This is a genomic window from Halorubrum sp. Atlit-26R, assembly GCF_003666015.1.
Lineage (GTDB): Archaea > Halobacteriota > Halobacteria > Halobacteriales > Haloferacaceae > Halorubrum.
This window is the reverse complement of the sequence record NZ_QPLT01000001.1, coordinates 320994-346741: the sequence shown is the minus strand read 5'-3', so window position 1 is coordinate 346741 and position 25748 is coordinate 320994. Positions and strand designations below refer to the sequence as shown.

22 protein-coding genes and 1 pseudogene are annotated in these 25748 nt (G+C 66.3%); 9 read left to right on the top strand and 14 right to left on the bottom strand.

Annotated features, from left to right (window positions below; translation table 11 throughout):
• Nucleotides 1-3: 3 nt before the first annotated feature.
• Nucleotides 4-780: a hypothetical protein gene (locus DVK07_RS01610; protein WP_121595409.1), complete on the bottom strand. Its 777-nt coding sequence runs from the start codon at nucleotides 778-780 to the stop codon at nucleotides 4-6.
• Nucleotides 767-1363, bottom strand: a complete 597-nt coding sequence (rnhA, locus tag DVK07_RS01605; RefSeq protein ID WP_007994899.1) for a ribonuclease HI — start codon at nucleotides 1361-1363, stop codon at nucleotides 767-769. The genes DVK07_RS01610 and rnhA overlap by 14 nt, the downstream gene beginning before the upstream one ends.
• Before the next feature lie 140 nt (nucleotides 1364-1503).
• On the opposite strand from rnhA, the gene DVK07_RS01600 reads away from it, so the two are divergent.
• The 3 genes from DVK07_RS01600 (at nucleotide 1504) to DVK07_RS01590 (ending at nucleotide 4267) form a co-directional block, all read left to right on the top strand.
• Nucleotides 1504-2499: a transcription initiation factor IIB family protein gene (locus tag DVK07_RS01600; RefSeq protein ID WP_049897700.1), complete on the top strand. Its 996-nt coding sequence runs from the start codon at nucleotides 1504-1506 to the stop codon at nucleotides 2497-2499.
• A gap of 103 nt (nucleotides 2500-2602) precedes the next feature.
• The gene (locus DVK07_RS01595; protein ID WP_121595408.1) at nucleotides 2603-3931 is read left to right on the top strand and encodes an Nre family DNA repair protein; all 1329 of its coding nucleotides are present in this window, start codon (nucleotides 2603-2605) and stop codon (nucleotides 3929-3931) included.
• A gap of 69 nt (nucleotides 3932-4000) precedes the next feature.
• Nucleotides 4001-4267, top strand: coding sequence for a preprotein translocase subunit TatA (locus DVK07_RS01590; RefSeq protein ID WP_121595407.1), 267 nt, complete (start codon nucleotides 4001-4003; stop codon nucleotides 4265-4267).
• 335 nt (nucleotides 4268-4602) lie between these two features.
• On the opposite strand, the gene DVK07_RS01585 is transcribed toward DVK07_RS01590, so the two are convergent.
• Nucleotides 4603-4899 carry a rubredoxin-like domain-containing protein gene (locus tag DVK07_RS01585; protein WP_121595406.1) on the bottom strand — a complete coding sequence of 99 codons (297 nt, stop codon included), beginning with the start codon at nucleotides 4897-4899 and terminating at the stop codon, nucleotides 4603-4605.
• Nucleotides 4900-5425: 526 nt separating this feature from the next.
• Entirely contained in the window at nucleotides 5426-6421 is a 996-nt protein-coding gene (locus DVK07_RS01580; RefSeq protein WP_121595405.1) for a radical SAM protein, read from the bottom strand.
• Between the two features lie 155 nt (nucleotides 6422-6576).
• On the opposite strand from DVK07_RS01580, the gene DVK07_RS01575 reads away from it, so the two are divergent.
• Nucleotides 6577-7296 carry a DUF6517 family protein gene (locus tag DVK07_RS01575; protein WP_121595404.1) on the top strand — a complete coding sequence of 240 codons (720 nt, stop codon included), beginning with the start codon at nucleotides 6577-6579 and terminating at the stop codon, nucleotides 7294-7296.
• A 92-nt stretch (nucleotides 7297-7388) separates the two neighbouring features.
• Complete coding sequence (locus DVK07_RS01570; RefSeq protein ID WP_121595403.1) at nucleotides 7389-8498, top strand: DUF373 family protein; 1110 nt, start codon at nucleotides 7389-7391, stop codon at nucleotides 8496-8498.
• Between the two features lie 84 nt (nucleotides 8499-8582).
• On the opposite strand, the gene DVK07_RS01565 is transcribed toward DVK07_RS01570, so the two are convergent.
• The 6 genes from DVK07_RS01565 to DVK07_RS01540 all read right to left on the bottom strand — a co-directional run bounded on the left by DVK07_RS01565 (nucleotide 8583) and on the right by DVK07_RS01540 (nucleotide 15648).
• Nucleotides 8583-8765 carry a hypothetical protein gene (locus tag DVK07_RS01565; protein ID WP_121595402.1) on the bottom strand — a complete coding sequence of 61 codons (183 nt, stop codon included), beginning with the start codon at nucleotides 8763-8765 and terminating at the stop codon, nucleotides 8583-8585.
• A gap of 101 nt (nucleotides 8766-8866) precedes the next feature.
• Nucleotides 8867-9967 carry a hypothetical protein gene (locus tag DVK07_RS01560; RefSeq protein WP_121595401.1) on the bottom strand — a complete coding sequence of 367 codons (1101 nt, stop codon included), beginning with the start codon at nucleotides 9965-9967 and terminating at the stop codon, nucleotides 8867-8869.
• Between the two features lie 104 nt (nucleotides 9968-10071).
• On the bottom strand, nucleotides 10072-11133 hold the full coding sequence (locus DVK07_RS01555) for a phosphotransacetylase family protein (RefSeq protein ID WP_121595400.1): 1062 nt from the start codon (nucleotides 11131-11133) through the stop codon (nucleotides 10072-10074).
• Nucleotides 11130-13244 carry an acetate--CoA ligase family protein gene (locus tag DVK07_RS01550; RefSeq protein ID WP_121595399.1) on the bottom strand — a complete coding sequence of 705 codons (2115 nt, stop codon included), beginning with the start codon at nucleotides 13242-13244 and terminating at the stop codon, nucleotides 11130-11132. Before DVK07_RS01550 ends, DVK07_RS01555 begins: the two co-directional genes overlap by 4 nt.
• A 107-nt stretch (nucleotides 13245-13351) precedes the next feature.
• The gene (locus DVK07_RS01545) at nucleotides 13352-15136 is read right to left on the bottom strand and encodes a PAS domain S-box protein (protein ID WP_121595398.1); all 1785 of its coding nucleotides are present in this window, start codon (nucleotides 15134-15136) and stop codon (nucleotides 13352-13354) included.
• 128 nt (nucleotides 15137-15264) lie between these two features.
• Nucleotides 15265-15648 (bottom strand): helix-turn-helix domain-containing protein, encoded by a 384-nt coding sequence (locus DVK07_RS01540; RefSeq protein WP_121595397.1) that lies wholly within the window; start codon nucleotides 15646-15648, stop codon nucleotides 15265-15267.
• A gap of 114 nt (nucleotides 15649-15762) precedes the next feature.
• Here DVK07_RS01540 and DVK07_RS01535 point away from each other — a divergent pair, with 114 nt between their 5' ends.
• From DVK07_RS01535 to DVK07_RS01530, 3 genes are all read left to right on the top strand, one after another.
• Nucleotides 15763-16395, top strand: a complete 633-nt coding sequence (locus tag DVK07_RS01535) for a helix-turn-helix domain-containing protein (RefSeq protein WP_121595396.1) — start codon at nucleotides 15763-15765, stop codon at nucleotides 16393-16395.
• Nucleotides 16396-16469: 74 nt separating this feature from the next.
• The gene (locus DVK07_RS23195) at nucleotides 16470-16628 is read left to right on the top strand and encodes a hypothetical protein (protein WP_007345024.1); all 159 of its coding nucleotides are present in this window, start codon (nucleotides 16470-16472) and stop codon (nucleotides 16626-16628) included.
• A 146-nt stretch (nucleotides 16629-16774) separates the two neighbouring features.
• On the top strand, nucleotides 16775-17230 hold the full coding sequence (locus tag DVK07_RS01530; RefSeq protein ID WP_121595395.1) for a pyridoxamine 5'-phosphate oxidase family protein: 456 nt from the start codon (nucleotides 16775-16777) through the stop codon (nucleotides 17228-17230).
• Nucleotides 17231-17258: 28 nt separating this feature from the next.
• Here the strand turns inward: DVK07_RS01530 and DVK07_RS01525 are convergent.
• The 3 genes and pseudogenes from DVK07_RS01525 to DVK07_RS01515 form a co-directional block, all read right to left on the bottom strand.
• A pseudogene (locus DVK07_RS01525) lies at nucleotides 17259-17896 on the bottom strand (IS6 family transposase).
• A gap of 130 nt (nucleotides 17897-18026) precedes the next feature.
• Nucleotides 18027-20498, bottom strand: a complete 2472-nt coding sequence (locus DVK07_RS01520) for an RND family transporter (RefSeq protein ID WP_121595394.1) — start codon at nucleotides 20496-20498, stop codon at nucleotides 18027-18029.
• 3 nt (nucleotides 20499-20501) lie between these two features.
• A complete protein-coding gene (locus DVK07_RS01515; protein WP_233565360.1) occupies nucleotides 20502-22154 on the bottom strand; it encodes a COG1361 S-layer family protein in 1653 nt (550 codons plus the stop codon).
• Nucleotides 22155-22399: 245 nt separating this feature from the next.
• Here DVK07_RS01515 and DVK07_RS01510 point away from each other — a divergent pair, with 245 nt between their 5' ends.
• Nucleotides 22400-23017, top strand: a complete 618-nt coding sequence (locus DVK07_RS01510) for a TetR/AcrR family transcriptional regulator (RefSeq protein WP_121595393.1) — start codon at nucleotides 22400-22402, stop codon at nucleotides 23015-23017.
• Between the two features lie 343 nt (nucleotides 23018-23360).
• Here the strand turns inward: DVK07_RS01510 and DVK07_RS01505 are convergent, their stop codons facing one another.
• On the bottom strand, nucleotides 23361-25715 hold the full coding sequence (locus tag DVK07_RS01505; RefSeq protein WP_121595392.1) for a BGTF surface domain-containing protein: 2355 nt from the start codon (nucleotides 25713-25715) through the stop codon (nucleotides 23361-23363).
• Nucleotides 25716-25748 lie beyond the last annotated feature (33 nt).

The following is a 25748-nucleotide window of genomic DNA, read 5'->3' as shown; positions in this document are numbered from 1 at the left end:
CCGCTACGTCGAACCGTCGTCGGCCGACTCTCGGTCGTCGAGGGCCTCGACCGCGACGGACTCGTCCACGTCGGCGGCGACGGACTCGATCACGGAGAGCGACTCGTCGACGGCGTCGAGCTGCTCGTCGGTCGGCCAGCCGTTCCGGACTAAGTACTCCTCCCGGAACTCGGCGCGCATCTGCGGCGTGGCGTCGTCGACCGGGCGGACGTAGTGGTTGCTCATGAACGACGCGAACGTCTCCGCGGTCCGCGCGTGGACCTCGGCCTCGCGCTCGCCGACCGCCTCGGCGACCGCCTCGGCGACCGCCTCGTTGTACGCGGCCACCTCGCGGTAGCGGTCGGCGTCGCCGGGGCCGGACAGCGACACCTCGACCGCGCGGTCCGTGTCCTCCACCCGGTCGAGCTGAACGGTCCCGTCGTCCATCCACTCGTCGGGGTACAACACGAGCGCGTCGTCCTCGTCGCGGACGCGCGCGGTGTAGCCGTACTCGGCCGCGAGCGCGTCGCGCCGCTCGCGGTACTGGTCGGCCGCCTCCTCGATCTCCGGCGTCGGCTCCGCGGACTCGGCCTCGCGGGCGAGCCGCGTGAGCCGCTCCGCCTCGTCGACGGCCTCGACCGGCACGTCGGGGACGCGCTCGTCGTCGCGATCGGGGGACTCCGCGGCGTCGGCAGCGGCCGCGTCGTCGGGGTCGTCGCCGGTCCCCTCGTCTCCCGCCGCCATCATCTCTCGCGCCCGTTCCTTCGCCCACTCCGGCGGGTCGTCGTCAGTTCGCGTCATCGAGTGCCTCGTTCGCTAAGTCGTCGGCGCGCTCGTTTATCTCCCGCGGTACGTGGGCGATCGACCAGCGGTCGAACCGCTCTAACAGCTCCCGGGCGCGGACCCGCCGCTCGCGGAGCTCCGGGTCGTTGGCGTTCCACTCGCCGCGGACCTGCTTGACGGTGAGCTGAGAGTCGCCGCGGACGTCGACGGCGTCGAAGCCGTACTCGTCGGCCGCCTCCAGCGCGCGGATCAGCGCGGCGTACTCGGCCTGGTTGTTCGTCGCGCGGCCGATCCGCTCGCCGCCCTCGGCGACGACCCCGTCGGACGTGACCAGGCACCAGCCGACCGCGGCCGGACCCGGGTTCCCGCGGGACGCGCCGTCGAAGTAGACGTGCGCGCGGCCCCCGCCGTCGCGCAGCAGGGCGGTCAGTCGGGTGGGGTCGCTCCCCTGGACGACGACCTTGTCGTCGTACGCGACCGCGACGGCCCCGTCCCGCTCGGCGCGCCACCGCTCGTGGGGCGTGTTCCCCTCGTCGATCCGGACGCCCTCGCCCGCGAGGCGCTCGCGCGCGGCGGCCGGGTCGCAGTCGATCGTCGGCATTCGTCCGGTTTCCGCGCCCGCCGGACAAAGGGCTGTCCGTCCGCTGTCGACACGAGACCGACCGGGGGTCACAACCCGTGGTACTCCCCCACACGGTAACGAACTTTTAAGTTAAACCGTTTGGATAGTATATAAATGCGATGACACGGCCCACCCGGCAACGGGATCACGACCGGCAGCGCGTGGGGGACGAAGACGCCGAGGAAGACGAGATCGACGTCGAGGAGGTCGAGGACATCGACGAGTTGGACCCCGAGGACTTCGATCCGGAGGACCTCACCCGGACGGCCGACGGGGAGCTGATACACGAGGAGACGGGGATGATCATCGAGGACGAGCAGATCGATCCCGGCCCGGAGTGGCGCGCGTTCAACCACTCGGAGCGGCAGGAGAAGTCGCGCGTCGGCGCCCCGACGACCAAGACGATGCACGACAAGGGGCTGACGACGACGATCGACTGGAAGGACAAGGACGCCTACGGCCGCTCCATCTCCTCGAAGAAGCGGTCGCAGATGCACCGCCTGCGCAAGTGGCAGGAGCGCATTCGGACGAAGGACGCGGGCGAGCGCAACCTCCAGTTCGCGCTCTCGGAGATCGACCGGATGGCGAGCGCGCTCGGGGTGCCGCGGTCGGTACGCGAAGTGGCGTCCGTCATTTATCGACGCGCGCTCAACGAGGACCTCATTCGGGGGCGCTCCATCGAGGGCGTCTCCACCGCGGCCCTGTACGCCGCCTGTCGCAAGGAGGGTATTCCGCGGAGCCTCGAGGAGATCTCCGAGGTCTCGCGGGTCGACCGCAAGGAGATCGGCCGGACGTACCGCTACATCTCCCAGGAGCTCGGCTTGGAGATGCGCCCGGTCGACCCGAAGAAGTACGTCCCGCGGTTCTCCTCGGAGTTAGAGCTCTCCGAGGAGGTCCAGTCGAAGGCCAACGAGATCATCGAGACGACCGCCGAACAGGGGCTGCTCTCGGGGAAGTCGCCCACCGGCTACGCCGCCGCCGCCATCTACGCGGCCTCGCTGCTCTGTAACGAGAAGAAGACCCAGCGCGAGGTCGCCGACGTCGCGCAGGTCACCGAGGTCACCATCCGCAACCGGTACCAAGAGCAGATCGAGGCGATGGGAATTCACAGTTAGGGCGGTCTCGCGGTCGGTTCTCCCTCCCCTGCTTTCTCTTCCGGGCTTCGCGTCCCGTCGCGCCGGAAACGTTCAAGCCGCCGCGCCGCCAACGCCGATCCGAATGCGGCTCGACGAGTTCATCGAGGTCGAGGCGAACGAGCGCGCCGAGCGGCGGCGCCTCGCCGCGGAGAAGGACTACGGCATCCTCGACCACCTCGACTCCTTCGAGCGGCGCTTCGACGAGCACGTCTCCGACGACGCCGTCGTCGGCAGCGTCTCGCCCTCCATCTTCGTCGGCCGCGCGGACTACCCGAACGTCTCGACCGGACTGTTATCGCCGGTCGGCCGCGAGGAGCGCGCCGCGGCGTTCGAGACCTCTGCGGCGTGGTACGACGAGGGCGTCTCGATCTCGGACGTGTTCGACCGGCGGACCAGCCTGCTCAACTCGACGCGCGGCGTCGACGTGGCGGACGCGGGCGCGATGGGCGGCGTGAAGTCCGTCGGCGGCGGAGGCGGCCCGGCCGAGAGCGTCCACGACGCCTGGGACGGCTGGCTCGGCGTCCAACGCGAGGTCGCCATCGCGGACCGCCCTGTCGACGTGGAGATCGGGCTCGACGGCCGGCCGGACCTCGACTTCGAAGTCGGCACGGAGGACATCAAGACGCCGACCGGGCCGCGGGCGGCGGCCCGCACGGCCGACCTCGGCGAGAACCCGCACGTCCCGCGGCCAGTGAAGAAGACGCTCGAAGACGACGACTGGCGCGCCGAGGGGGCGATGACGTACCTCTACCGCCGCGGGTTCGACGTGTACGAGATCAACACGATCCTCTCGGCGGGCGCGCTCGGGCGCGGCGAGAACCGCCGGCTCGTCCCGACGCGCTGGTCGATCACGGCCGTCGACGACACGGTCGGGCAGTTCCTCCGCGGCTCGATCCGCGACAACCCGGCGGTCGACCGGATCGAGGTCCACCGCAACGAGTACCTCGGCAACGCCTTCTGGGTGATCCTCGTCCCGGGCCGGTGGGAGTACGAGCTCGTCGAGATGAAATCGCCGGGGTCGATCTGGAACCCCGACCCTGAGGCCGGCGTCTACCTCGCGGCCGCCAGCGAGGGGCGCGAGGGTCGGACCGGCTACGTCGAGGAGACGGCGGGCGCCTACTACGCGGCCCGACTCGGCGTCTTAGAACACCTCGACGACCGCGGGCGGCAGGCGAAGGCGCTCGTGTTGCGGCACGTCTCCGACGACTACTGGGGACCGGTCGGCGTGTGGCAGGTGCGCGAGGCCGTCCGGAACGCGTTCGAGGGCGAGTTCGGGGCCGCGGAGACGTTCGGCGAGGCGGTCCGCGGCGTCGCCGACCAGCTCCCCGTCTCGCTCGGGCGCCTCCGCCGGAAGTCGACGATGGCGGCCGGACTTCAGGCGAACCTCGGGGACTTCGTCGACGCCGACTGAGCCGAACGGGAGCGGACGGCGACCCCTCGCCCCCGATCCGCTTTAGTCGCGGGGGCGAGTGGACGGCGCATGGTCTCTCTCGTCCCCGCGTTCGGCGGCGTGCCCGGCGGTCCCGAGCTGCTGATCCTCCTGGTCATCGCCGTGCTCCTCTTCGGGGTTCCCCTCGTCCTCGTCGGGGGAGCGGTGTTGTACCTCACAACGCGCTCCGAGGACGAGACAGCCGCCGAGACGACGGACGACGACCGAATCGCGGAGCTGGAGGCGGAGGTCGAACGGCTCCGCGAGCAGGTTGGCGACGAACCGGACGAGCTTGAGGAGGAAGAGGAGAGCTCATAATTGCTCGAAGCGGTCGGCGCGCGCCTGCGAGGCCGCACCGCGGCCGAGCAGCGCGTGCGAGGGAGTCAGTCGCCGGAGCGAAGCGACGGCGACTGACGAGGCTGGGGAGGTGTGAGGTGCGGTCGCGGTCGGGTGGGACTCAAAGGGGCAGCCGTGAGGCGGGCGCAGGCGATGTAAGCACTGGAAGGAGCGAGTGAAACGAGCGACTGAAGCGCGCAACGAGCGTGCGCCCGCCTCACGGCTGGGGCTTTGGCGGCGTCAGCCGCGAGAGGGCCAGGCCGTCGGTATCGGACCGATCGGCCTCCACCATCAGCTCATCGCGGTACTACCCCCTCTCAGTCCTCGGCCCAGTAGTACAGGTCCTCGCGGGGCGCGTCGCAGCTCGGGCAGTTCGCGGGGAGCTGGTCGCCGATCTCGCCCATCTCGCCGCACTCCCAGCAGCGCCACATCACGTACGCGGTGCCGAACACGTCGCGGGCGTCGGTGAGCGTCAGCGTGTCCGTGCTCGACGGCGACGCGACGTAGAAGCCGTCGTCGTCGACCCCCCGGATCGAGCCGAGCCGCTCCCCGTCCTCGTTGTACACCGCCTGTCCGATACTCACGTCGGCGAACACGGGTTCTTCGGAGGCCATACGCGGCTGTACGCGCTGATCCCCTATAAGTGTGGGAGTAGATAACACGACTCGTGATGAATGTCCGACCACGGATCGGCGGCGAACAGCGCCAAATACCCAGTCGCCTGCTTATAAATAGTGACCGCAGATCGGCGGCGAACACCGCCAAAGCCCCAGCCGCTCGGCTGTACGACACTACTGTTTATAAACTGCTCATCGACACGAACGCCGCCAAAGCCCCAGCCGGGAGGACTCGCGCGGCTTGTTGCGCTCCTCGTCACTCGCTTCGCTCGTTCCTGCGGTGCTTACTGCGCCGTGCTTCGTCCTCCCGGCTGCCCCTTCGAGTCCCACCCCGCACGGCGACCGCACCTCACGCCTCCCCAGCCTCGTCAGTCGGCCTCCGCTACGCTCCGGCCGACTGACTCCCTCGCACGCGCTGACTCGCGGCCTCCGCTTCGCTCCGGCCGCTCGCAGGCGCGCGCCACCGCCGTCCCTGCGGGTAACGAACGAGAGTCGTTGACGATGAGAATCGAAATCCGCTCGTTCAGGCGACCGGCGTGCGTTCGACGACGGTACCGTCGACGGTCGGGTACTGCTCGACGATCTCGCCCTCGTCGAGGTCGCCGTCCTCGACCATCTCCTCGAGGAGCCACCACGCGACCTCGACGTGGTTCGATTTCACGGTGTAGAACTCCTCGGGGACGCCCAGCGACTCGAACCGCTCGCGGTCGGCGAACGCCTTCCCGTAGACTAAGGTTCCGTCGTCGGTCACCTCGTCGAACTCCCGACGGATGTTCTTCGCCATGCGCTTCAGGCGGTTCCGGTGTTGCGCGGCGTCCTTGAACACCGACGTACAGAAGTACACCTTCTCGTGGCTCGCCATCTCCTCGAGGATGGCGTCCTTCGACCCCTCGACCGCGGACATGTGCCCCTCCTGAAGCTCGAACCCCTCCTCTTGCATCCGGCGGTAGTTCCCGTCGGACATCTCGAACTCGTTGATGTTACAGAACTCGGCGGCGCCCTCGTCTAAGAACTCCAGGAACTCCGGTTCCGCGCGGATCCCGGGAATCTCGAAGGCGGGCGTGAGCCCCTCCTCGCGGGCGATGTACAGTATCTCCTCCCACTCGGTGCCGTGCATGTCGCCCCACAGCTCCACCGGCGGATGGAAGCGGATCTCGTCGAGGCCGGCCTCCGAGAACTTCCGCATGTTCTCGCGACCGCCCGTAATTCCGGTGTAGAGGTGTGTGTGGTGGTCCTCGCCGAACTCGTCTTTCAGCAGTTCGAGGTACCGGGTCGTCTTCGCCATCGCCTCCTGCGGCTCGCCGCCGGTGATCGACGTGCCGAGCGCGCTCATGCGCTTGGCCTCCTCGATCACGTCCTCGTCGGACTCGACCTTCCGCTCGTTGGCGTACACGTCGGTGACGTTCTTCCGGTTCTCTCCGAGGGGGCAGTAGAAGCAGTCCCGCTGGTCGCAGTAGCCGTAGACGAAAAGCACCATCTTTCCGCCCTTGGCGCACTGTTCACAGCCCTTGGAGATCATCTACCCCCTTCTACCGGCCGCGGCCTCAAAAAGCGTCCGAACCGCGCTGTCCCGAGAGATCCGTTGGCACGACCGCGGATTCGGCGGTCGAGCGACGTCGAGGGAGGAGGTGACCGAACACAAAGTATGTACCCCCGCCGCCGCCAGTGGCGGGCATGGATCGAGACCCGACCGCCGACGACGTCGAGAACGAGACACCGAGCGACGCGGTCACGCGCCGCCGAGCGCTCGCGGCCGGCGGCGCGGTCGGCCTCGCCGGGCTCGCCGGCTGCACCGCGCTCGACGTCGCGACCGGCGACGGGCCCGCGGAGTTCGCGGCGGGCACCGCGACCGTGAGCGACGCGACGCTCTCGGAGACGGGGTACGAGCTCAACGAGGTGTCAGACGAGCCCATCTCCCGCGAGGTGGAGGTCGCCGGACAGACCCGGGAGGTGCGCGTGACGAACACCGTCGCCGAGTACGACAAGGCCGTCGAGCTGTTCGGCGAGCGCTATCAGGCGGCCGTGTTCGCCGCGGTGACGACGCCGCAGATCGAGGTACTCGGCCGGGCGCTCAACCCGATCGCCGAGATGGGAACCCGCGAACGCGCCGAGCTCATCCTGAGCCGCTTCGAGAACGTCGAGAGCCTCGAACGGGGCTCGGAGTACTCCACCGAGGTCCTCGGCTCAGACGCCGCGGTCGTCGTGTACACGGCCGACGCGGAGATCGAGGGGACGGGCGTGACCACCGAGCTGGAGCTTCACATCGGCGAACCGGTCGGCGTCGGCAGCGACTTCGTCCTCCCGCTGGCGGCGTACCCGGCCGCGTTCAGCGACGGCGAGAACGTCCGCCGGATGATGAACGGGATCGAACACGAGCCGAACGAGGAGAGCTGACGGAGCGAACGTTCGGGCCGACGCGGTCGCCGGGTTCGCCGGGCGCGACCCGAGCCGAAAACATATGCCGTCCCCCCGCGTAGCCTCGAACGATGCTGCTCGTCCTCTGCGTCGACCTCGACGACGACCTCGGCCGCAAGACGGGGATCCCCACCCCCGTCATCGGCGCCGACGACGTCACCGAGGCCGCGGTCGCGCTCGCGACCGCCGACCCCGAGGACTCCGACGTCAACGTCCTCTTTCAGGGCGTCAACGTCCACGACGAGCTGGCCGCCGAGGGCGAGGCCGTCGAGGTCGCGGCCGTCACCGGCGTCGACGGCCCAGACGTGAAGGCGAACCGCGCGGTCGGTCAGGAGGTCGACCGCGTGCTCGCCGAGCTGTCGACCGGCGAGGAGGTGTCCGCCGTCGTGATCACCGACGGCGCCCAAGACGAGTCCGTCCTCCCCGTGATCCGCTCGCGGATGCCGATCGACGGGATGCGCCGCGTCGTCGTCCGGCAGGCGCAGGACCTCGAATCGCTGTACTACACGATCAAACAGGTCCTCGCCGACCCGGAGACCCGCGGCACGATCCTGATCCCGCTCGGGGTCCTCCTCCTTATTTATCCCCTCGTCGTCGTCGCCAACCTCTTCGACGTCGCGGGCGCGGCCGTCCTCGGGATCCTCTCGGGCGCGGTCGGCCTCTACTCGCTGTTCCGCGGGCTGGGGCTCGAAGACACCGTCGACGGGACCGCCGAGAGCGTCCGCAACGTCCTCTACACCGGCCGCGTGACCCTCGTCACCTACGTCGTCGCGCTCGCCTTGGTCGTCGTGGGTGGCGTTCAGGGAGTCGACACCGTCGACGTCGTCCGGACCGCACAGGGGAGCCCGCTCGCGGCCGGCACCGCCCTCGCCGCGTTCGTCCACGGGTTCGTCCAGTGGCTCGGCGTGGCGGGCGTCACCTCCAGCCTCGGGCAGATCACCGACGAGTACCTCGCCGGTCGGTTCCGGTGGCGCTACCTCAACGCCCCCTTCTACGTGGCCGCCATCGCCGTCGTGCTGTTCGCGGTCTCCGGCTTTTTCCTCCCGAACGCGCCCGGCGTGACGGCGCTCGGACTCTCGGAGCTGGCGATGGCGCTCGCGGCCGGGACGCTCATCGGGGTGTTGAGCACGCTCGCGTTCGCCGTCGCGGAGTCGCAGCTCCCCTCCGCGGAGCCGGTGTAAGGCCCCCGCGCCGAGGCGCTCGCCTCGACCCGTCCGTAATCCTCGGGTTGGAGCGGGACCGACCGATATCGGCACCGGAGACGCTCAGGCCGAGCCGGTCTGCCAGCCGATGAACCGGTCGAATCCGTACGTGAACCCGGCGTACAGCGCGACGAACACGACCCAGCGGAACACGTCGAACGTACCGGTGAACGCGAGGACGTTGAAAATGTACGATAGCGACGCCCCGACGAATCCGGCGAGGAAGAGGGTCCTGCGGTCGTCCATACGGGCCTGTCGACGGAGCGCGAGTTAGCTCTTGTGCCGGGCGAGCGCCTCTGACGGACGGTCGCACGGTCCCGTCGGCGTTCTCGCGGCGACGAGCGCGCCTATCGCGGCGTCCAGGAGTCGCACGCCTCCATGTCGTCCATCAGCTCGTCGTAGTGCGCGCAGTAGGGGCGCATCCCGTCGTCCGTCCGGACGTAGTCGAACTTCGCGCAGTTGCCGCAGTAGGCGTCGCCCGGGCCGTCGCGCGCGGCGGGGGCGCCGGGCGATGGCGCGGACTCCGGCGTCGCCGGCGAGGACGGCCCCTCCGGTCCCGCCTCGTCGAGCGGGGAGGAAATGTCGGTGTCGGCGCTGCCGCCGTCGCTCACGCCCGCCGAGCCGGGCGCGGGGGATCCGCCCGTCCCGTACCGGCCCGCGTCGGTCGTCCGCCCGCCCGCGCCGGAGCCTCCCGCGCCGCTCGACCGGCCGCCGGTGGTGCCCGACGCGCCGGTGCCGGTCGTCGCTCCGGAGTCGGCCGTCGTCCCGGGGCCGGACGCCGCGCCGGTGGCGTCTCGGTCCGCCGACCGGTTCGCGTCGCGCGCCGACCGGTTCGCGTCGTCGGGACGGTTCGTCTGCGTCTCCACGTCGCCGTCGGGGGTGCCGCCGAGGAGGCCGACGCCACCGGGGCCGCTGAGCTGGTCTCGGGGGACCTCGACCACCTTCGTCTCCCCCTTGTGGGTCACCTCCATCGAGACGGTGCCGCCGGGATCGTTGCGGGTCTTGAAGTTGGCGACGCCGACGAACACGCTCCACAGCGCGGTCGCGGCGCCGAGGAAGTAGACGCCGGCGGTGTGGAGGGTGAGGTTCGGGAGGTCCGGGCGCGGTCCGCCGACCCACCGTTCGGGGTACGCGTAGGTGAAAACCGCCACGCCGAGGCACATGACGGCCGCGCCGACGACCGCGGCGGCGTAGGTGCTGCGGTCGGCCGGCAGCACGGCCATCACGCCGATCAACACGAGCGGGACGCCGATTCCGCCGAGGATCCCGCCGAGCTCCCGGGCCGCGGCGGAGCTGTACCCCGCAGGCACCGCCACCTCGGCCGCCGCGAGGATGCCCGCGACGAGGAGCAGCGCCCCCGCGGCGAACGATCCCACGCCGAGGTACAGCCGCCGCGGGTCGGCCCCGGAGCGCCCCCGTCCACCGTACGCCTCCGAGAGACTGGTCATAGGCGGGGTACGTCGTCCACCGTGAAAACAGTACGTCAGACGATCACGGATCGCGGGCGAACGCGACCACAGGTGCGGGCGAAACGGAAAGGCCGGCGTCCGGCTCAGACGAGCGCGTCGACGTCGACGTGGTCGCCGAGCAGTTCGGCCATCCGGTCGACCGTCCGAACGTCGCGCGTGCGCCCGCCGCGGACGACCTCCTCGGCGCGGTCGATGGCGGTGACCGTGTCGGTGTTCACCGCCAGTACGGGCTTGCCGGCGTCGGCCGCCTTGCCCAGCACCGCGCCAGAGGGGCGATGGCCGCCGGTCAGGACGAGGCAGGCGACCCCGGAGGCTTCGAGCGCGGCCGTCTGGACGTCCGCGCGGTCGCCGCCGGTGATGACGGCGGCGTCGCGGGCGCGCCGGAAGTAGCGGAGCGCCTCGTCGCCGCCCATCGCGCCGACGAGGAACCGCTCGACGAACGCGTCGGTGGGCGCGTCGGTGAGCAGTTCGGCGCCCAACTCGTCGGCGAGCTCGCCGACCGTGACGCCCGCGAGCTCCTTCTCGTGGGGGATCGCGCCGAAGACGGTGATCCCGTTCGATTCGAGGAACGGGATGCCGTCCTGGTCGAGCGACTCGAAGGCGTCGTCGGACACCTTGTTAAAGACGACGCCGGCGAGGCGGTCGCCGAACGCGTCGGCGGCCGCCAGCACCTCGTCGAGGTCGTTCGGCGAGCCGTACTCGGCGACGAGGACGACCCGCGCGTCGAGCAGCTCCGCGACGTCGACGTCGGTGAGGTCGACGACGCCGCCGGTGGTCCAGCTGCCGCCGCCCTCGACGAACACCTGGTCGTTGTCGGCGGCGATGTCGTCGTACTCCTCGCGGATCCGGTCGCGGAGCGCGGCCGGGTCCTCGGTGCCGCGAATCGCGCCCTCGACGAACGTCGGCGAGTAGACGACGGGCTCCATCTGGTGCATCTCGGCGTCGAGGCCGAGCACCTCGCGGGCGAGCATGGGGTCCTGGTCGAGCGTCTTCCCGACGTTCGACTGGAGCCGGGTGCCCTTCGGTTTCATGTAGCCGACGCTGCGGTCGCGGTCGGCCGCGAGCCGCGCGAGGGCGACTGTGATCGCTGTCTTTCCGGCGCTGTCTCCGGTCGCGGTGACGAGTGTGGTGGGTGTGTCTGTCATTGGTCTAGTTCCTCCGGATCGACGGTGAGTCTCACGTCGACGGCGGCGGCGTTCGTGCCGCCGTCGTCGTCGGGCAGTGCGACGAGTGGGTTGATGTCCAGTTCGAGGATCGCCGGGAAGTCGGTGACCAACTGCGAGAGCCGGCCGATCGTCTCGACCACGGCGTCGACGTCGACGGGGTCGCGGCCGCGGGCGCCCCGCAGCAGCGGCGCCGACTGGATCTCCTCGGTCATCTCGCGCGCCTCGGGTTCGGAGACGGGCGCGACGCGGAAGGTGGTGTCCTCCATCACCTCCACGAAGATCCCGCCGAGCCCGAACATCAGCAGCGGGCCGAACTGCGGGTCGCGGTTCATGCCGACGATCGTCTCGACGCCGTCGTCGAGATCGACCATCTCCTGTACTTGGACGCCGAGGACGGTCGCGTCCGGCTGGTAGTTGCGCGCGCGGGTGACGAGGTCCTCGTAGGTGTCGGCCACGTCCGCGTCGGCGACGCCGACGGCGACGCCGCCGATGTCGGACTTATGCAGGATGTCCGGCGAGACGATCTTCATCACCACGTCGCCGTCGACGCCCTCGGCGACCTCGCGGGCGCGCTCGGGCGAGTCGACGATCTCGCCGTCCGGCGTCGGGATGCCGTACGCGTCGAGCAGCTCCATCGCCTCGACGCCTAACCGATTATCGTCGCGGTCGCGCACCGTTCCGAGGATCTCGCGGGCGCGCTCGCGGTCGACGTCGAACGCCATCGGCGGGGCGTACTCGCGCGCCTTGATGTCGCGGTAGCGCGCGAGCGTCGCGAGGCTGTCGACGGCGCGCGCGGGGTCGAAGTAACAGGGGATCCCCCGCGCCTGGAGCTGCTGTTTCGGCTCCCGCGTCCGGTCGCCGCCCATCAGGCAGGCCGCGACGGGCGCGTCCATCTCCTCGCTGACCGCCTCGATCGCGTCCGCGAGGTCGCCGAAGTCGATCGTCGCCGTCGGCGCGGCCAACACGAGGGCGGCGCCGACGTTGTCGTCCTCGACGGTGATCTCGAGGGCCTCGCGGAACCGCTCGACGTCGGCGTCGCCGATCACGTCGACCGGGTTGTGGATGTTCGCCTCCTCGGGCATCGACGCCGCGAGCCGGTCGCTCGTCTCGCCCGTGAACGACGCCATGTCGAGGTCGGCGTCGCCCACCGCGTCGGTCGCCATCACGCCGGGGCCGCCGGCGTTGGTGACGATCGCGACGCTGTCGGTGTCGGGCAGCGGCTGGCTCCCGAGGATGCCCGCCGAGTCGAACAGCTCGTCGACCGACTCCGCGCGGATGACGCCCGCCTGGTCGAGGCCGGCCTCGTACGCCTTGTCGGAGCCCGCGAGCGTCCCGGTGTGCGAGGAGGCGGCCTGCGCGCCCGCGCTCGTCCGCCCGGACTTCACGGCGACGATCGGGGTGTCCTGGGTCGTCTCGCGGGCGGTCTCGATGAACTCGCGGCCGTCCTCGATCCCCTCGAGGTAGCCGATGATCACGTCGGTCTCCTCGTCGTCTCCCCAGTGGTCGACGAAGTCAGTCTCGTCGAGGACGGCCTTGTTGCCGAGCGAGACCACGTCCTTGAAGCCGATCCCGTTGTCGTTGGCCCAGTCGAGGACCGCGGTGACGAACGCCCCGGACTGGCTCATGAAGGAGAGCCCGCCGGGGAGCGCGTTCTCGGGCCCGAACGTCGCGTTCATGCCCGAGGGGGTCGACATGATCCCCAAGCTGTTGGGGCCGACGAGGTTGAGGTCGTACTCGTCGGCTAGCTCCGCGAGGCGCCGCTCCCTCGCCGCTCCGTCCTCTCCCGTCTCGCCGAACCCGGCGGTGATCACGACGACGTTGCGGACCCCCGCCTCGCCGCACGCCTCGATGGCGTCCAACACGATCGAGGGGGGCACGACGATCACGGCGACGTCGGCGTCAGCGTCGGCGACCTCGTCGACGCACGGCGTACCGAGCACCTCGTCGTAGTTCGGGTTGACGGGGACCGTGTCGCCGTCGAAGTCGTCGAGGAGATTCGACGTGACGGCGCGGCCGACGGCGCCCTCGCGGGCGGTGGCGCCGACGACGGCGACCCGGTCCGGGTCGAACAGATCGTTGAGCGTACCCATCAACGCGGGAGTACGCGAAGCGACGGCTTAAGATCGGTGGGAGGTTCTTCGAAATCGGGTCCTACGGTGAACGATCGATCGGGTTTCGCTCGGCCGCCCGGCGATCCTCACGGCGGACCGGGGGCGGCGTCGGGGTCGTCGGGGTCGGGGTCGTCGGGGTCGGGGCCGGCGGGGTCGGGGTCGTCGGGGTCGGGGCCGGCGGGCTCGGCCGCGACGGACTCGGTATCGGCGGGCTCGGCCGCGACGGACTCGGTATCGGCGGGCTCGGCCGCGACGGACTCGGTATCGGCGGGCTCGGCCGCGACGGACCCGATATCGGTTGACTCGGAGGCGACCGCCTCGGAGCCGGCGGCCGGCGCCGTCTCCCCGCCGTCCGGTTCGGCCGCGGCCGGCCGGACTTCGGAGACCGGCGGCGGGCCGCGGTCGTCCGCCGGGGAGGAGGGGTCGGCGTCGGGGACGCTGATCGTCACCTCGTTGCCGTCGGCGCCGGCGTCGAACGCGAGGTCGCCGCCGGAGCGGTCCGCGATCCAGTAGACGAGCCACAGCCCCATCCCGCCGGTGTGTCTGAGGTCGTCCATCTTCCACCGGTCGGTGATGGGGTCGCGCTCGGCGGGCGGGATCGGCGGCGCGTTGTCGCGGACCGCGATCTCGACGCGGTCTGCGGGCGCGGTGACCTCGATCTCGACCGTCGGCGCCGCCTCCGCGTGCTCGATCGCGTTCTCGATCAGCTCGGCGATCGCGTAGTCGAGCTCGGGGTGCGTGAACGCGCGCACGTCGTCGGGACAGGCGACGGAGACGTCGACGGGCGCCTCGCCCGCGTCGTCGACGGCGTCCGCTACCGCGCGCTCGACGAGCGGCGCGACCCGGAGCGGCTGGGGTGACTCGTGCTCCCGGAGCAGGTCGATCACGCCGCGCTGCTTCTCGGCCGTGGTCAGCAGGTCGTCGGCGACACGGCGGACCGTCTCCGCGTGGTCGATCAGGTCCGCGGCGAGCTCGGCCAAGTCGACGTCCGCGGGCACCGCGTCGCCCCCCTCGGTCGCCGTCGTGGCCGCGCTGACGGCGTCTTTGACGCGGTCGGCGATCCGCTCCGCGGTGCCGTCGACGATGTTCATGTCGTTGCGGATGGTGTGCCGGAGCAGGTTGTCCATCACCGTGAGCTGGCGCTCGCGGCGGTACTCGTCGGTGACGTCGCGGGCGAACCCGGTGACCGCGACGACCTCGCCGTCCTCCCGCACGGGGCGCGCGGGCACCCTGACCCAGGTGGTCGGGCCGTCCGGGGAGCCGATCCGGTAGTCGAGGTTCGTCGGATCGCCGGCGGAGAGCCGCTCCATCGCGCACTCGACGTCCGCCCGGTCGTCGGGGTGGACGGCCTCCAAGAACGCTCGCGGCCGGCCCTCGAGGGTCTCGGGGTCGATTCCGAACACCGACTCCGCCGCCCCGTTGACGAACAGGAGTTCGCTCCAGTCGGCGCTGAACATCCACAACACGTCCGGCGACGTCGAGGCGATGGTCTCTAAGCGCCGCCGGGACTCGACCTCGAGGGTGACGTCGCGGGAGCTCAGCGCGTAGCCGTCGAGACCGGTCTCCACCGGCGGAAACACGCGGCTGCGGAACCACACCCAGTCGCCGTCGGCGGTCCGGTAGCGGTACTCTAAGGGGGCGTCCGGCCGCGCGCCGTCGACGACGAGGTCCTCGAACGCCGCTCGGACGCGGTCGACGTCGTCGGGGTGAACCAGGTCGAACGCGTCCGTCCCGACGAGCTCGTCCGGGTCGAACCCGAGCAGGTCACGGGTGGCCGCGTTGAGGTACCGGAACCGGCCCGCCTCGTCGATCACCGCGATTTTGTCCTGCGCGAGATCGATGAGGGTCTCTGGCTCCGGCGAGCGAGACATATCGGGGACCACCTTGAACTGAAATAAAACGTTGGCCGTTCGATTATCAGATTCGAAACGCAGCCGCACGGCGCGGCGCGGCAGCGGGGCGCGGCGGCGACGTGGCGACCCGCCGCCGGGAACGGCGGTCAGTCGGCCGAGACGCCGGGGGCATCGAGCGCGGCGGCGAGGGGGTCGGCCCCGCCGTCGTCGACCGTGAGCGTCACGCCGTCGTCGCCGAGCTCGATCGCGGCGTCTCCGGCGTCGCGGACGTACTCGGCGGCGTGGTCGCCGTCCGGATCGAACCGGACCCCCTCGGCGAGCAGCGGCGTCTCGCTCAGCAGCTCGACCTTCCGGTAGGCGGTCGAGAGCGCGATGTCGCAGTCGTCGGCGAGCTCGCTCGTCGTCTTCGGCGTCGCCGCCGCGGAAAGGATCGCCCGACAGTCGGCGTCGGCGAGCGCCTCGAACGTCGCGTCGAGCGCCGCGTCTCCCTCGGTCGTCGTCGCGTCGGTCGTGCGCGGGGGGCGTTTCATATCTGTAGAGAGGGGCTCCACGCCCCCGAACGGTGGCCCATCATATGCGGGGTGTTTTATACCGAGCGGCGCGCCCGCCAACGTTTTTGCCCGGGGCGGGTACGGACGAACGAGATGGAATCGGGAATCCGGGCGGAGGTCTCGCTGCCGACCGCGCCGTCGCCGTTCGACGGGGTCGTCGACGGGGCGACGCCGGTCACCGAGGTCGCGCGCTGCGCGCCCGCGGACGACCGCGAGCGCGTGGTCGTGGAGTTCATCGCGGACGCCGACCTCTCGGTCCCCGAGGGAGTCGAGGTCGTCTTCGACTACGGCGGCCGGGCGGCATACCGGTTCGACGCGGCCGTCGACCCCGACTCGCCGTTCGCCGTCCTCGACCGCCACGAGACGCCAGTCTCGGAGGCGACGGTCCGCGACGGCCGGCTCCGGATCACCTTCCACGCGAGCGACCTGCCGACGCTGCGGTCGGTCTTAGAGGCGTTCCGCGACGCCTGTCCGGACATGGAAGTGAAGCGACTGCTCCAGTCGACGACGACGCCGACGGAGTCGGACCTCGTGACCGTCGACCGGAGCGAGCTGACGGAGCGGCAGCGCGAGGTGCTGGCGGCCGCCTACGAGGCGGGCTACTTCGACCACCCGAAGGGGGCCAACGCCGGCGAGGTCGCCGAGTCGCTGGGGATCGGGCGCTCGACGTTCACGGAGCACGTCGCGGCCGCCCAGCGGAAGCTGTTCGGGGCGCTGCTTGATTGAGGATCGTTCATCACATTTCGAACTCGCGAGAATCCGCGGCCCGTTTGATGAGCGTGGGGAGCGTACCCACAGGTATGACGGGGCGATCCACCCACACCTTCGTCTGCCCGGAGTGTCGGCGCTCGATCGAGGTGGACGACGCGATGCGGGCGACGCTGCTCGAGACGGGCTGCGTCGTCTGCGGCGCGCCGGTCACCGAGGAGGACATCGGCGAGGCGCCGACGATCAGCTGAGCGACCGCGTCGCGACCGCCTCGCGGTCCCCGCGCCGCATCGTCGACACCGCCCCGCGGTCCCCGCGCCGCGTCGCCGATCATCCCCTTGCTCCCCGACCGCACCGTCTCGTGCCCTTTAAGCCGCCGTGCGAAGAAATTCGGGGTATGCCGACGAACAGCGAGGTCGAGATGTCGCCGGCCGAGGTGGACGCGCACCTGTCCCGCCACGAGACGGGAGTCCTCGCGCTCGCGCGCGGCGACGCGCCGTACGCGATCCCGATCTCCTACGGGTACGACCCGGACGACCGCGCGTTGTACCTCCGGCTGGTGTCGACGCCCGACAGCGAGAAGCGCGAGTTCCTCGCGTCGACGCCGGAGGCCCGCGTGGTCGTCTACGAAGAGGACGGCGACGAGTACGCGAGCGTCGTCGGCGTCGGCCCGCTCGAACGGGTCGACCTCGACGAGCTCACCCCCGAGACGATCGCGCAGTACGGCGAGACGCAGCGCCCCCTCTTCGAGATCTGGGCCGACGACAAGCCGGAGCTGGACATCGAGCTCTACCGCTTCGCGCCCGAGACGCTGACCGGGCGGACAGTCGTCGTCGAGCGGGACGAGGAATAGGAGCTTTTAGCGCAGCCGGCGGGTCGTGTTAACTTAAGCATCGATTCCAGCAGACGGCGAAGGCCCGGAGCCATGATTCTACCGCCGTCGGCTCCGCGTTCCTAAAGTATTTGAAAAAGAAGAGTTTCTGCGTTTTACTTCTCTAAACACATGTTCGACAGCATTCCGATTTCCATGACGAGTGATTTAAAATCGGAGTGAGGTTCGTGAGAGCCCAGCTGTGAGATGTCCACCAGCATCGACGAGAAACAGCGCATCGTCAACGTGGTGTTTCTCCCGGAGATCTCGAAGAAACACCAGCGTAAATTGTTGGTTTTGGACGGGAAATACGTCAACGTGGAGGAATTCATTTGTACGAGGATCGACGGCAGCGTACAGCCAGAATCGGTCTGAGTCGATCTGAATCGCAGTCTCGTCGACCGCAACGCGATTCGGGCTTGCCCCGTCAGCTGGCTGTAAATCGGCCTTTTGGATCCAGTTGTGGATCGCTGTTCGGCTTCGCTCGACACCCAACTTCTCAAGATACTGTTTGGTATTCGAAAGTGATAGGCCAGCAAGGTGGAGTTGAATACCGGTTTCAATGATCTCGTGGGGTGTCCGCTCTCGCTCCACAAACTCCAAGTCGATCCAATCAGTACAGCCAGTGAGGCGGTCGCTTTTGGGCATAGAGCACTCGAAACGTCGGCCGCCTCGTTCTTAACTTAACATCGCCAGCCGCCCCCCTAGCAGAAGTTAAATAGAGTAATACAGAGTGAAAAGCGGATTTGTTCTTAATAGTGGGCCGCAGGGTCTCGCCTCAACGAGAGGAAACTGGCGAGAACCCCACCGCCGACCAGACGCCCTGGTATCGCTCCCACAACAAGACGGCCGGTGGAAGTGCGACAACCGTGAATATAAATGAGTAGATCACGCTCAGCGCCATGAGCAATCCGAAGTCTCCGAGGACGGGTGTAATTGCGAGCGCAAGCGCACCCGTTCCGAGAGACGTGGTGAGCATGCTTCCGAGCAGCGCTCCACCCGTTCCAGAGAACGTGATTACCATCGATTTGAGCGCATCTCCGTTTTCGTTGTATTCGTCGATGAACCGGTGGGTTGCGTGGACGGAGTAGGCAATCCCGAGTCCAATCGAGATGGAGAGGATTGTCGCAGTCAGGGCATTCAGTGACAGCCCAAGAGCTCGCATCGTCCCGAGGAGGAACGCGATAGCGATTACAATTGGGAACAGGTTCACAATCCCAAGTAGTGGCTTTCCTTCTAAGACCCCGTATGAGATGATCAGGAAGATCCCTGTCAGCCCCATCGCGAGGACAAGCCCCTGAATTGCTGAGTTGAAAATGATGTCCGTGACCGCATCGAAGACCACGAGCTGTCCCGTCGCTGTCGCCTCGAGTCGGAAGTTCTCAGCAAACTGTCGCGCATCAGCGGCGGCCTCACCTTGGGTCGCACTCGCGTCGATCGCGTAATCAATCTGAGCGTTCCGCCGATCAGGAGTGAGGTATTGCGCGGCGCGGTCGCCTACTGGTGACGCGAACAGCTCGTCATAGATCCGCTCAAGATTCCGATCGGGAACTCCATTCCCGTCGACGTCACTCCGGGCAACGAGGCGACCAAATTCAGGGTCGCGTTCGGCCTGTGACTGGATCACAGTAACGATGCTCGTCGGGCGAGCACTACCACCAGCACCAACAGCAAGGGCTTCAGGTGGGTTGTCGTTCGGGGCCGCAAGCGCCTCTAAAGCGTGTTCCTCTTCGAAGTTTCCTTCGACATATATCGTTACTGACTGGTCTTGACTCGTAGAGAAGCGGTCTTGTAACAGCGAGATGGTTTCGGTGACCGTGTATTCACTAGGCGCAAACGGCTCTGGAAGGCCGGTAACGTACTCAGGTAACTCCTCCGGCGGGAGGAAGTCTTCCGTCTCGAAAGAAGTGTCAACACCACTTCCGTACGCGGTTGCCATTCCTCCCGTTATCAGCAGGACAACGACAAACGCGATCGGCGCGTACTGGCTGACCTGTGTTGGGAAGGTCAGTAACCGGCCTAGTGTTGAGTCGCTTGACGAGATCGGTGCCGAGTTGAATTCCGGAACACCATACGCTTCGCGGAGTTTGTCAACCTCAAGCTTCGCTGCGGGCAGGAATAGCCCAAAAATCAGGAATGTGAAGATAATCCCGATTGCTGAGGCAATACCTAGGTCGCGGATCGGTCCAAGGTCAGAGACGACATTGGCGCCGAATCCAAACACCGTCGTTACAGTAACGATAATAAAGGCGATCATCAGCTGATTATTCGCTTCTCGCATCGCCTCGAGGGGTTGGTAGCCTTTGACGGCTTCCTCACGATAGCGGTTGATAATGTGGATCCCGAAGTCGACCCCAACCGCGAGCAACAACACTGGGACAGAGATCATCTGCTGACTAAATGGGATCCCAGAGAATCCGAGGAAACCAAATGTCCAGATGACAGTCATGAGCAGCGATAGTAACCCTAACGAGAGGTCAATCGGATCGCGATAGGCGACGACTAGGAAGATCAGCAGTAGAAGTACCACGACCGGCATGACGATCGTCAGCGAGTCACCAATGACGTTCCCCGTTTCGGCGTTCGTCACACCGGTTCCAAAGGCCCGAATATCACCCGGATAGTCGTTGGTAATCGACTGGATGGTGGTCTGGAGTTCTTGGAGATTCGAGAAGCCGGCGGGAACTTCGTGTGAGACAACTGTGATCGACGCCGACGCGCTGACCGCTGTCGGGTTGAAATCAGTCGACACCGACCGACTGAATTGCGGGTTTTGAGATAACTGCCGGACTGTCCGACGGACCGCGGTGGGACTTGCTGATTCGACCGCACGCCGCTGTTCCGCAACTGTCGTTGCTGATGGGTCGAGTGAGGTTGCAACAACCGTCGCAGGACCGTTCACCGATCCGACCCGGAGGTCATCCCGTTGTGAGAGATCCTCGAGTAGCCGCAGCTCTCGTGTGAGTGCCTCTTTCGTGAGGACATTCCCACCGGTATGGATGAGCTGCGTGGACTCACTATCCGGTTCGAACGGGTCGTCGAACTCCTGATTTACCGCGTCGAGTGCTTCCTGTTCATCAAGTCCCTCAGTGAACGCATCAGTTGCCCCGGTGTCGGTACTAACGAGTCCCATCCCGCCGGCGAACACGACAGTAAGCACCAGGAACACGGCGATTACTTGCCGTGGCCGGTCGACGATGGCGTCATTAAGACGCCGGATGCCCGCCTCGATCCGATCACTGAGCGCCATCAGTTACTGCCGCCTCCGATAGAAGACAAGCCCGGCGGTGCCCACTACGAGTACTGCGACGAAGATGATGGGAAGCGGGAGTCCGCCACCTTCGCTCGCAGTCACATCGATCGGAGCCCGATAGGTGTCGGAGAGGTGGCTGTCTCCATCAACATCGTCATACCGGAAGTCAAGCGAAATCGGATACGTACTCCCCGGTGTTGCGGAGCCAGTCGTCGTCAGCTCAAACGTCATTGTCGTCGACTCACCGGCTTCAAGCGACTGGACATATCCGGTATCGGTGTCGCCAGTCTCAAGCGGATCGTTGGCGAAGAGCCGTGCCTCAAGGTCGCTTGCGGGCTCTCCGAGGTTGTTCGTTACGGTCACTTCAACGGAGCGAGTCTCGCCGGCCTCGATAGTCTGGTTTGCTATCGCGACACTGAACCCGTCTCGTTCTGGAGCAACCTCAGCGTTGACAGCGACATCACTATAGGCGCGCGCTTCACCGTCGTCGTTGCGGTACTGGACCGCAAAGTCAACTGTTCGGAGTCCCGACTCGGCTTCGCCACCAATCGAAAGCGGCAGTGTGAACGCCGTCGATTCACCCGCATCGAGTGACCCGACCGCAGTTGACTGTTCAATCGGAATAACGCTTTGAGACGTACCCGTATATTGGACGACGACGTTGTCGGCCGGAACCGGGCCGGTGTTGACTACTGTCCCGGTTATCTCACCGTCTTCGCCAACACGAAGTGTCGACTCAATATCCTCAAGGGCAAACGTCTGCTCTGCAAGCGGTGTCACGCCTGCTGAGAGGCCTTGATCGACGTGAGAAATACCATCCGATGTTTCAAACGATACTTGGCCGGAGATAGCATACTTCCTGTCCGGCGCAGTTTCTGCGAAAGCAGTACTGTACGGGACAGTAGCGGATTCTCCCGGAGCGATCGAGCCGACGCGAGCTGCGTCTGAGGCACGCTCTCCAAGTGTCACTCCAGCGCTCGAAGACTCGAGTGCGACAGTCGTCTCATACGCGGTCGTTGCGCCGACGTTCTTGACTGTGGCTTCGAGCGTTCCCTGGTCACCAACCTGCGAATCGGTGGTGATATCAGTAATTCTGAACCGTGCGTCATTGGTCACTTCGAGGTTGGCATCAGCCGTTATCGTCTCCTCCCGATCGTAGGTAACACCGCTGCTGTACTGACTCGTATAGGAGTATTCCAGTTCGACTTCAAGCTCGTAGTCACCCGGGTCGGTGCCGTTTGGCACACTTACCGCGACCGGGACTTCTCGAGGTGCCTCTTCTGTCACAGCACCAAGCGCTGTTGTCCCTGTCTCGACTGAAAGCGGAGAATCATCGCTTGTCGCGGTGAGTCGGACGTTACGTGCGGTGGTGACGACGCTTCGGGAGTCGGGTGTTCCAAGGTCAACGTCACCGCTGTTGACAATTTGGAGCGTTACTTCATTTGTCCGTCCCGGGGTAACCTCATTCTGGGGGGTCAGCACGGACAGATCCGGAGAACCACGAACAAGGCCCCCTGTCTGTGGTTGGACAGGCGACCCGTCCGCAGTCGGTGCAGAGAGATCTGTGGTCGCCGTGTCCCCAGCTGTCGGGGTCGAGGCTGTCGCCCCAGCGACGACACCAACCGACCCGCTGGTGAGCAGTAGAACACTCACGAACACAGTAAGAATCGATCGTTGTGTCACAAGGATTCCCCCTCAGTTCGAGAAATACCCGAAATATGTCCGATATCTGTTTCGTCTCTAATAAGTCGTAGTCCATCAACTACGTCCTTTGACTCGCTCATTTGAAGTACACTAGTTCGCAGGCTCACAAATTGATAAACGCTTTGTTCGTGGATTTCCAAGCAGGGATCGATGCGGGAAAGTCAGTCAGGGAGCGACACCCAGTCGGTAGACAGATGAGCCGATTTAGTGACCAAGAAAAAGAGCAGATCCGGTCTCAATTGATCGAGGCTGGGCGAGAGTTGTTTGCGCGGTTTGGCTTCGACCGGACGCGAATCAGCGACCTGACAGCCAAGGTAGATATTGGGACAAGCACGTTTTATCAGTTTTTTGATTCAAAAGAGGAGTTGTACTTCAGCGTGCTCCTGTGGGAGCGCGAAGATCTTGAAAAGAAGATTGCTGAAACCGTTGCCAAGGGAGAGACACCACGCGAAGAAGTACAGTTAGTTCTCAAAACAACTCTCGATGAGGTCCAATCGAATCCACTCATCTCCGCGTTAATTGTTGAGGGAGAGTTACGAGAGCTTCAGAACCGATTAAAGGAGTCGGAAGCGGAGGAAAGATTCGTCGAAGAGCAGTCTAGTAATGTGTACCTCACATTTTCTGAGCGATGGGCGGAGCTCGAGTCGTTCCGATACGACGACCCGAACCTCATCGACCAGATATTCACCTCGCTTGTGTTTACTGTGCGGTCTCAAGACGCGCCGGTTGGATCAAGTGGCGATATCGGCTATGACCAAGTTGAAGACGCACTTATAGAGACTGTTGTGGACGGACTATTTACTGATAGCTGATTAAGTCGTACAGAGGCACTTGCGGAACAGTCCTATTTCGTTTCGGCGTAGTCCGGACGTTGATGTTCTATCTGGCCTACGGGTATCAAAAGCCGACGACGCACCGAGTGTTGAACCGATGCCAGGTCGGGTTACAACGCACGTGGGCCTCGAAGCGCGTCGCCGGCACATACTGTCCCACTTGCCGGATGAATAGGTATCCCTCCGAGCAACACTACGAGCGGTAGTGCTATCGCTCAGCGTGCGAGTCGGGCAGTACGTCGAATAAAGAAAGACCGCGTGTGGGTCGACCCGCGAGGGCCGATGGTTGGAAGCTACGAGTCGCGACCGTTAGACAACGACGTTAGTCGTTGCGGCGGGTCGCGAGCAGCGCAGCGGCGATGAGGGCGACGAGCGCGACGAGCGCACCGAAGCCGGGCGTGCCGTCCTCGCTGGTGCCGTCGGAACCGTCACTACCGTCGGAGCCGTCGGAACCGTCACTACCGTCGGAGCCGTCGGAACCGTCGGACCCGTCACTACCGTCGGAGCCGTCGGAACCGTCGGACCCGTCACTACCGTCGGAGCCGTCGGAACCGTCGGACCCGTCACTACCGTCGGAGCCGTCGCCACCCTCTTCGAGGGTCAGCGTGGCCGTCTGGCTGTCGTCGTCCGTGAAGACGCCGTGCTCGTAGTCACCGGCCGAGAGCGAGGACGTGTCGACGTCCGCGAACTCGACGGTGGTGCTGTTGCCGGCACCGAGGGTCACGTCCTGACTGGCGACCGCGTCACCGCCGACGCGGAACTCGACAGTCTGGGTGGCCTCGGAGTTGCCGGTGTTCTCGACCGTGGCCGTCACGGTCAGCGCGTCGCCGACCGTCGCGGTCACGTCCTGCGGGTCAAGCTCGGAGACCGTGAACGCGGCCTCCGTGTCAACCTCCTCGACGAGGATCGCGTCCTCGTCGGTCACCGAGCTACCGCCGACACGGAAGCTAACGGTACCTGTGTCACCAGCAGACTGGCCGCTGAGGTCGAACTCAGCCGAGAACGAACCGTCCTCGGAGATGTTGACATCAGCGGTTTCAACGAACGAGGGCGAGACGCTCTCGTCCGAGCGGATCCGGACGCTCGCGTCCGATCCGGGCGCGATGTTCGTCGTGCCGGAGACAGTCGCAGTCCCGCTGGCCGCGACTTGCACTTCAGCGTCCGCGTTCGTGTTATCGAACGAGGCGTCACGCTCGACAATCGAGAAGTCGGTCGTGACAGTCTGCGTGTTCTCTTCACCCGACTGGAAGTACGGGTACGCCGGAGCGGCATTATTCATGTCGCCGAAGGCACCCTGACTACCGAAGGTGAAGCGCTCGTTTTCGTCAGCCTCGTACTCGAGTTCGGCCGTGAACTCGGCGTCAGTCGACAGCGAGCGGGTGAACGCGTCATCCGAGCTCGTGTCGACGACGATGTAGAACTGCCCCTCGGCGTTGTCGGCGAGCACGAAGATGTCGTCCTCGGCAGCACCGCCGAAGTCAAGCGCGGTGGGCTGCTGGTTGCCGGAGGCGTCGTTCGCCTCGACTTCCAGGTTCACACCTTCACCTTCGCGGTCGAGCAGGGTCTGAACCGTCTGCGGGTTGAACCCGTCATCGAGCGCGCTGAAGCCGTCCTCGTCGATCGCGACCATGTGGCCGTAGAGACCGCTCGCGTCGGCCTGGATGACCAGGCGGTCGTCTTCAGCGATGTCGGTTGTCTGCGTCACAGCGTTGAGAACCTCTTCGAGGTCCTCGTCTTCGTTGGCCGCGTCAGACGGCGCGGTCCACGTCTGGAGGTTCTCCACGCTCGGCTGCGTGAGATCCAGCGTCGACAGGTCGAGCTCGTCTTCGAGCTCGGACTCGCCGTCAGAGTTCACGATGAACGTGTTACCTCCGTTCAGGCTCACTTCGTACGTGGTCGCCTGAAGCGGGCGGACAAGCTGGTCCGTACCAGTATCGCTCGCACTCGAGACGAGGTCGAGCTCGTTCAGGTAGTCACCGAAGGAGTTGGAGCCGAGAGTGTCACCGTCACCGTCGACGAACTGGAGATTCTCGTCAGGTGTGGAGATGTCGCCGTGGATCTTGCTCTCCACGATGTCATCTTCGGTGTCGTAGACCTGATCGAAGTTTGCGTTGCCCGTCCCGAGGGTCCGGGTGTTGACCTGGAACGTCACTTCGTCGTCGTCGTCGTCGTCCTCAACGTAGAGGATGTCGACGAAGCCGGAATCCTCGTCGCCGAGCTGGATGTAACCACTGCTGGTGTCTTCGAGCTCGACACTCATTTCGACGACGTCACCGGCAGTCTGGGTGTAGACGCCCTGACTGAAGGAGCCGTCGACATCCTCGGTACTCACGTCAATCGAGGCCGTGTCCTCGGCGGCAGAGTCCGTGGCCGAGAACGTGAAGTCGTAGGTGCCCGGGTCAATGTCGACGTTCGAGAAGTCGGCACTGAGCGGGTCGTTGCCGTTGACGATGATCTCATCGTCGTCAGCGTTCTGGTCGAAGCGCGGCTGGTCGCCCTCGGCAACTGTCGGGACTCCGTTCCCGCCGAAGATGGACTCGAGCTGATCGTAGTCGAGGCCGTCGCCGGTGATGACGAGGTTGTAGCCAGCGCGGTTCGTGTCGACGTTGACTTCAGTCGACTCGGCGTCGGTCACAGAGTCGTCGTCGAACTCCTTGCTCGGCTCGTCGGCAGGCATACTCGTCAGTAGCGGAAGAGACTAGATAATCCT

Bases quoted from the DNA above. Each gene is read 5' to 3' on its own strand.
- DVK07_RS01520 (WP_121595394.1), bottom strand. From the start codon at position 20,498: ATGGCGCTCAGTGATCGGATCGAGGCGGGCATCCGGCGTCTTAATGAC.
- DVK07_RS01530 (WP_121595395.1), top strand. From the start codon at position 16,775: ATGCCGACGAACAGCGAGGTCGAGATGTCGCCGGCCGAGGTGGACGCG.
- DVK07_RS01550 (WP_121595399.1), bottom strand. From the start codon at position 13,244: ATGGGTACGCTCAACGATCTGTTCGACCCGGACCGGGTCGCCGTCGTC.
- DVK07_RS01610 (WP_121595409.1), bottom strand. From the start codon at position 780: ATGACGCGAACTGACGACGACCCGCCGGAGTGGGCGAAGGAACGGGCG.
- DVK07_RS23195 (WP_007345024.1), top strand. From the start codon at position 16,470: ATGACGGGGCGATCCACCCACACCTTCGTCTGCCCGGAGTGTCGGCGC.
- DVK07_RS01540 (WP_121595397.1), bottom strand. From the start codon at position 15,648: ATGAAACGCCCCCCGCGCACGACCGACGCGACGACGACCGAGGGAGAC.
- DVK07_RS01510 (WP_121595393.1), top strand. From the start codon at position 22,400: ATGAGCCGATTTAGTGACCAAGAAAAAGAGCAGATCCGGTCTCAATTG.
- DVK07_RS01555 (WP_121595400.1), bottom strand. From the start codon at position 11,133: ATGACAGACACACCCACCACACTCGTCACCGCGACCGGAGACAGCGCC.
- DVK07_RS01595 (WP_121595408.1), top strand. From the start codon at position 2,603: ATGCGGCTCGACGAGTTCATCGAGGTCGAGGCGAACGAGCGCGCCGAG.
- DVK07_RS01535 (WP_121595396.1), top strand. From the start codon at position 15,763: ATGGAATCGGGAATCCGGGCGGAGGTCTCGCTGCCGACCGCGCCGTCG.
- rnhA (WP_007994899.1), bottom strand. From the start codon at position 1,363: ATGCCGACGATCGACTGCGACCCGGCCGCCGCGCGCGAGCGCCTCGCG.
- DVK07_RS01575 (WP_121595404.1), top strand. From the start codon at position 6,577: ATGGATCGAGACCCGACCGCCGACGACGTCGAGAACGAGACACCGAGC.
- DVK07_RS01565 (WP_121595402.1), bottom strand. From the start codon at position 8,765: ATGGACGACCGCAGGACCCTCTTCCTCGCCGGATTCGTCGGGGCGTCG.
- DVK07_RS01580 (WP_121595405.1), bottom strand. From the start codon at position 6,421: ATGATCTCCAAGGGCTGTGAACAGTGCGCCAAGGGCGGAAAGATGGTG.
- DVK07_RS01505 (WP_121595392.1), bottom strand. From the start codon at position 25,715: ATGCCTGCCGACGAGCCGAGCAAGGAGTTCGACGACGACTCTGTGACC.
- DVK07_RS01560 (WP_121595401.1), bottom strand. From the start codon at position 9,967: ATGACCAGTCTCTCGGAGGCGTACGGTGGACGGGGGCGCTCCGGGGCC.
- DVK07_RS01570 (WP_121595403.1), top strand. From the start codon at position 7,389: ATGCTGCTCGTCCTCTGCGTCGACCTCGACGACGACCTCGGCCGCAAG.
- DVK07_RS01600 (WP_049897700.1), top strand. From the start codon at position 1,504: ATGACACGGCCCACCCGGCAACGGGATCACGACCGGCAGCGCGTGGGG.
- DVK07_RS01585 (WP_121595406.1), bottom strand. From the start codon at position 4,899: ATGGCCTCCGAAGAACCCGTGTTCGCCGACGTGAGTATCGGACAGGCG.
- DVK07_RS01545 (WP_121595398.1), bottom strand. From the start codon at position 15,136: ATGTCTCGCTCGCCGGAGCCAGAGACCCTCATCGATCTCGCGCAGGAC.
- DVK07_RS01590 (WP_121595407.1), top strand. From the start codon at position 4,001: ATGGTCTCTCTCGTCCCCGCGTTCGGCGGCGTGCCCGGCGGTCCCGAG.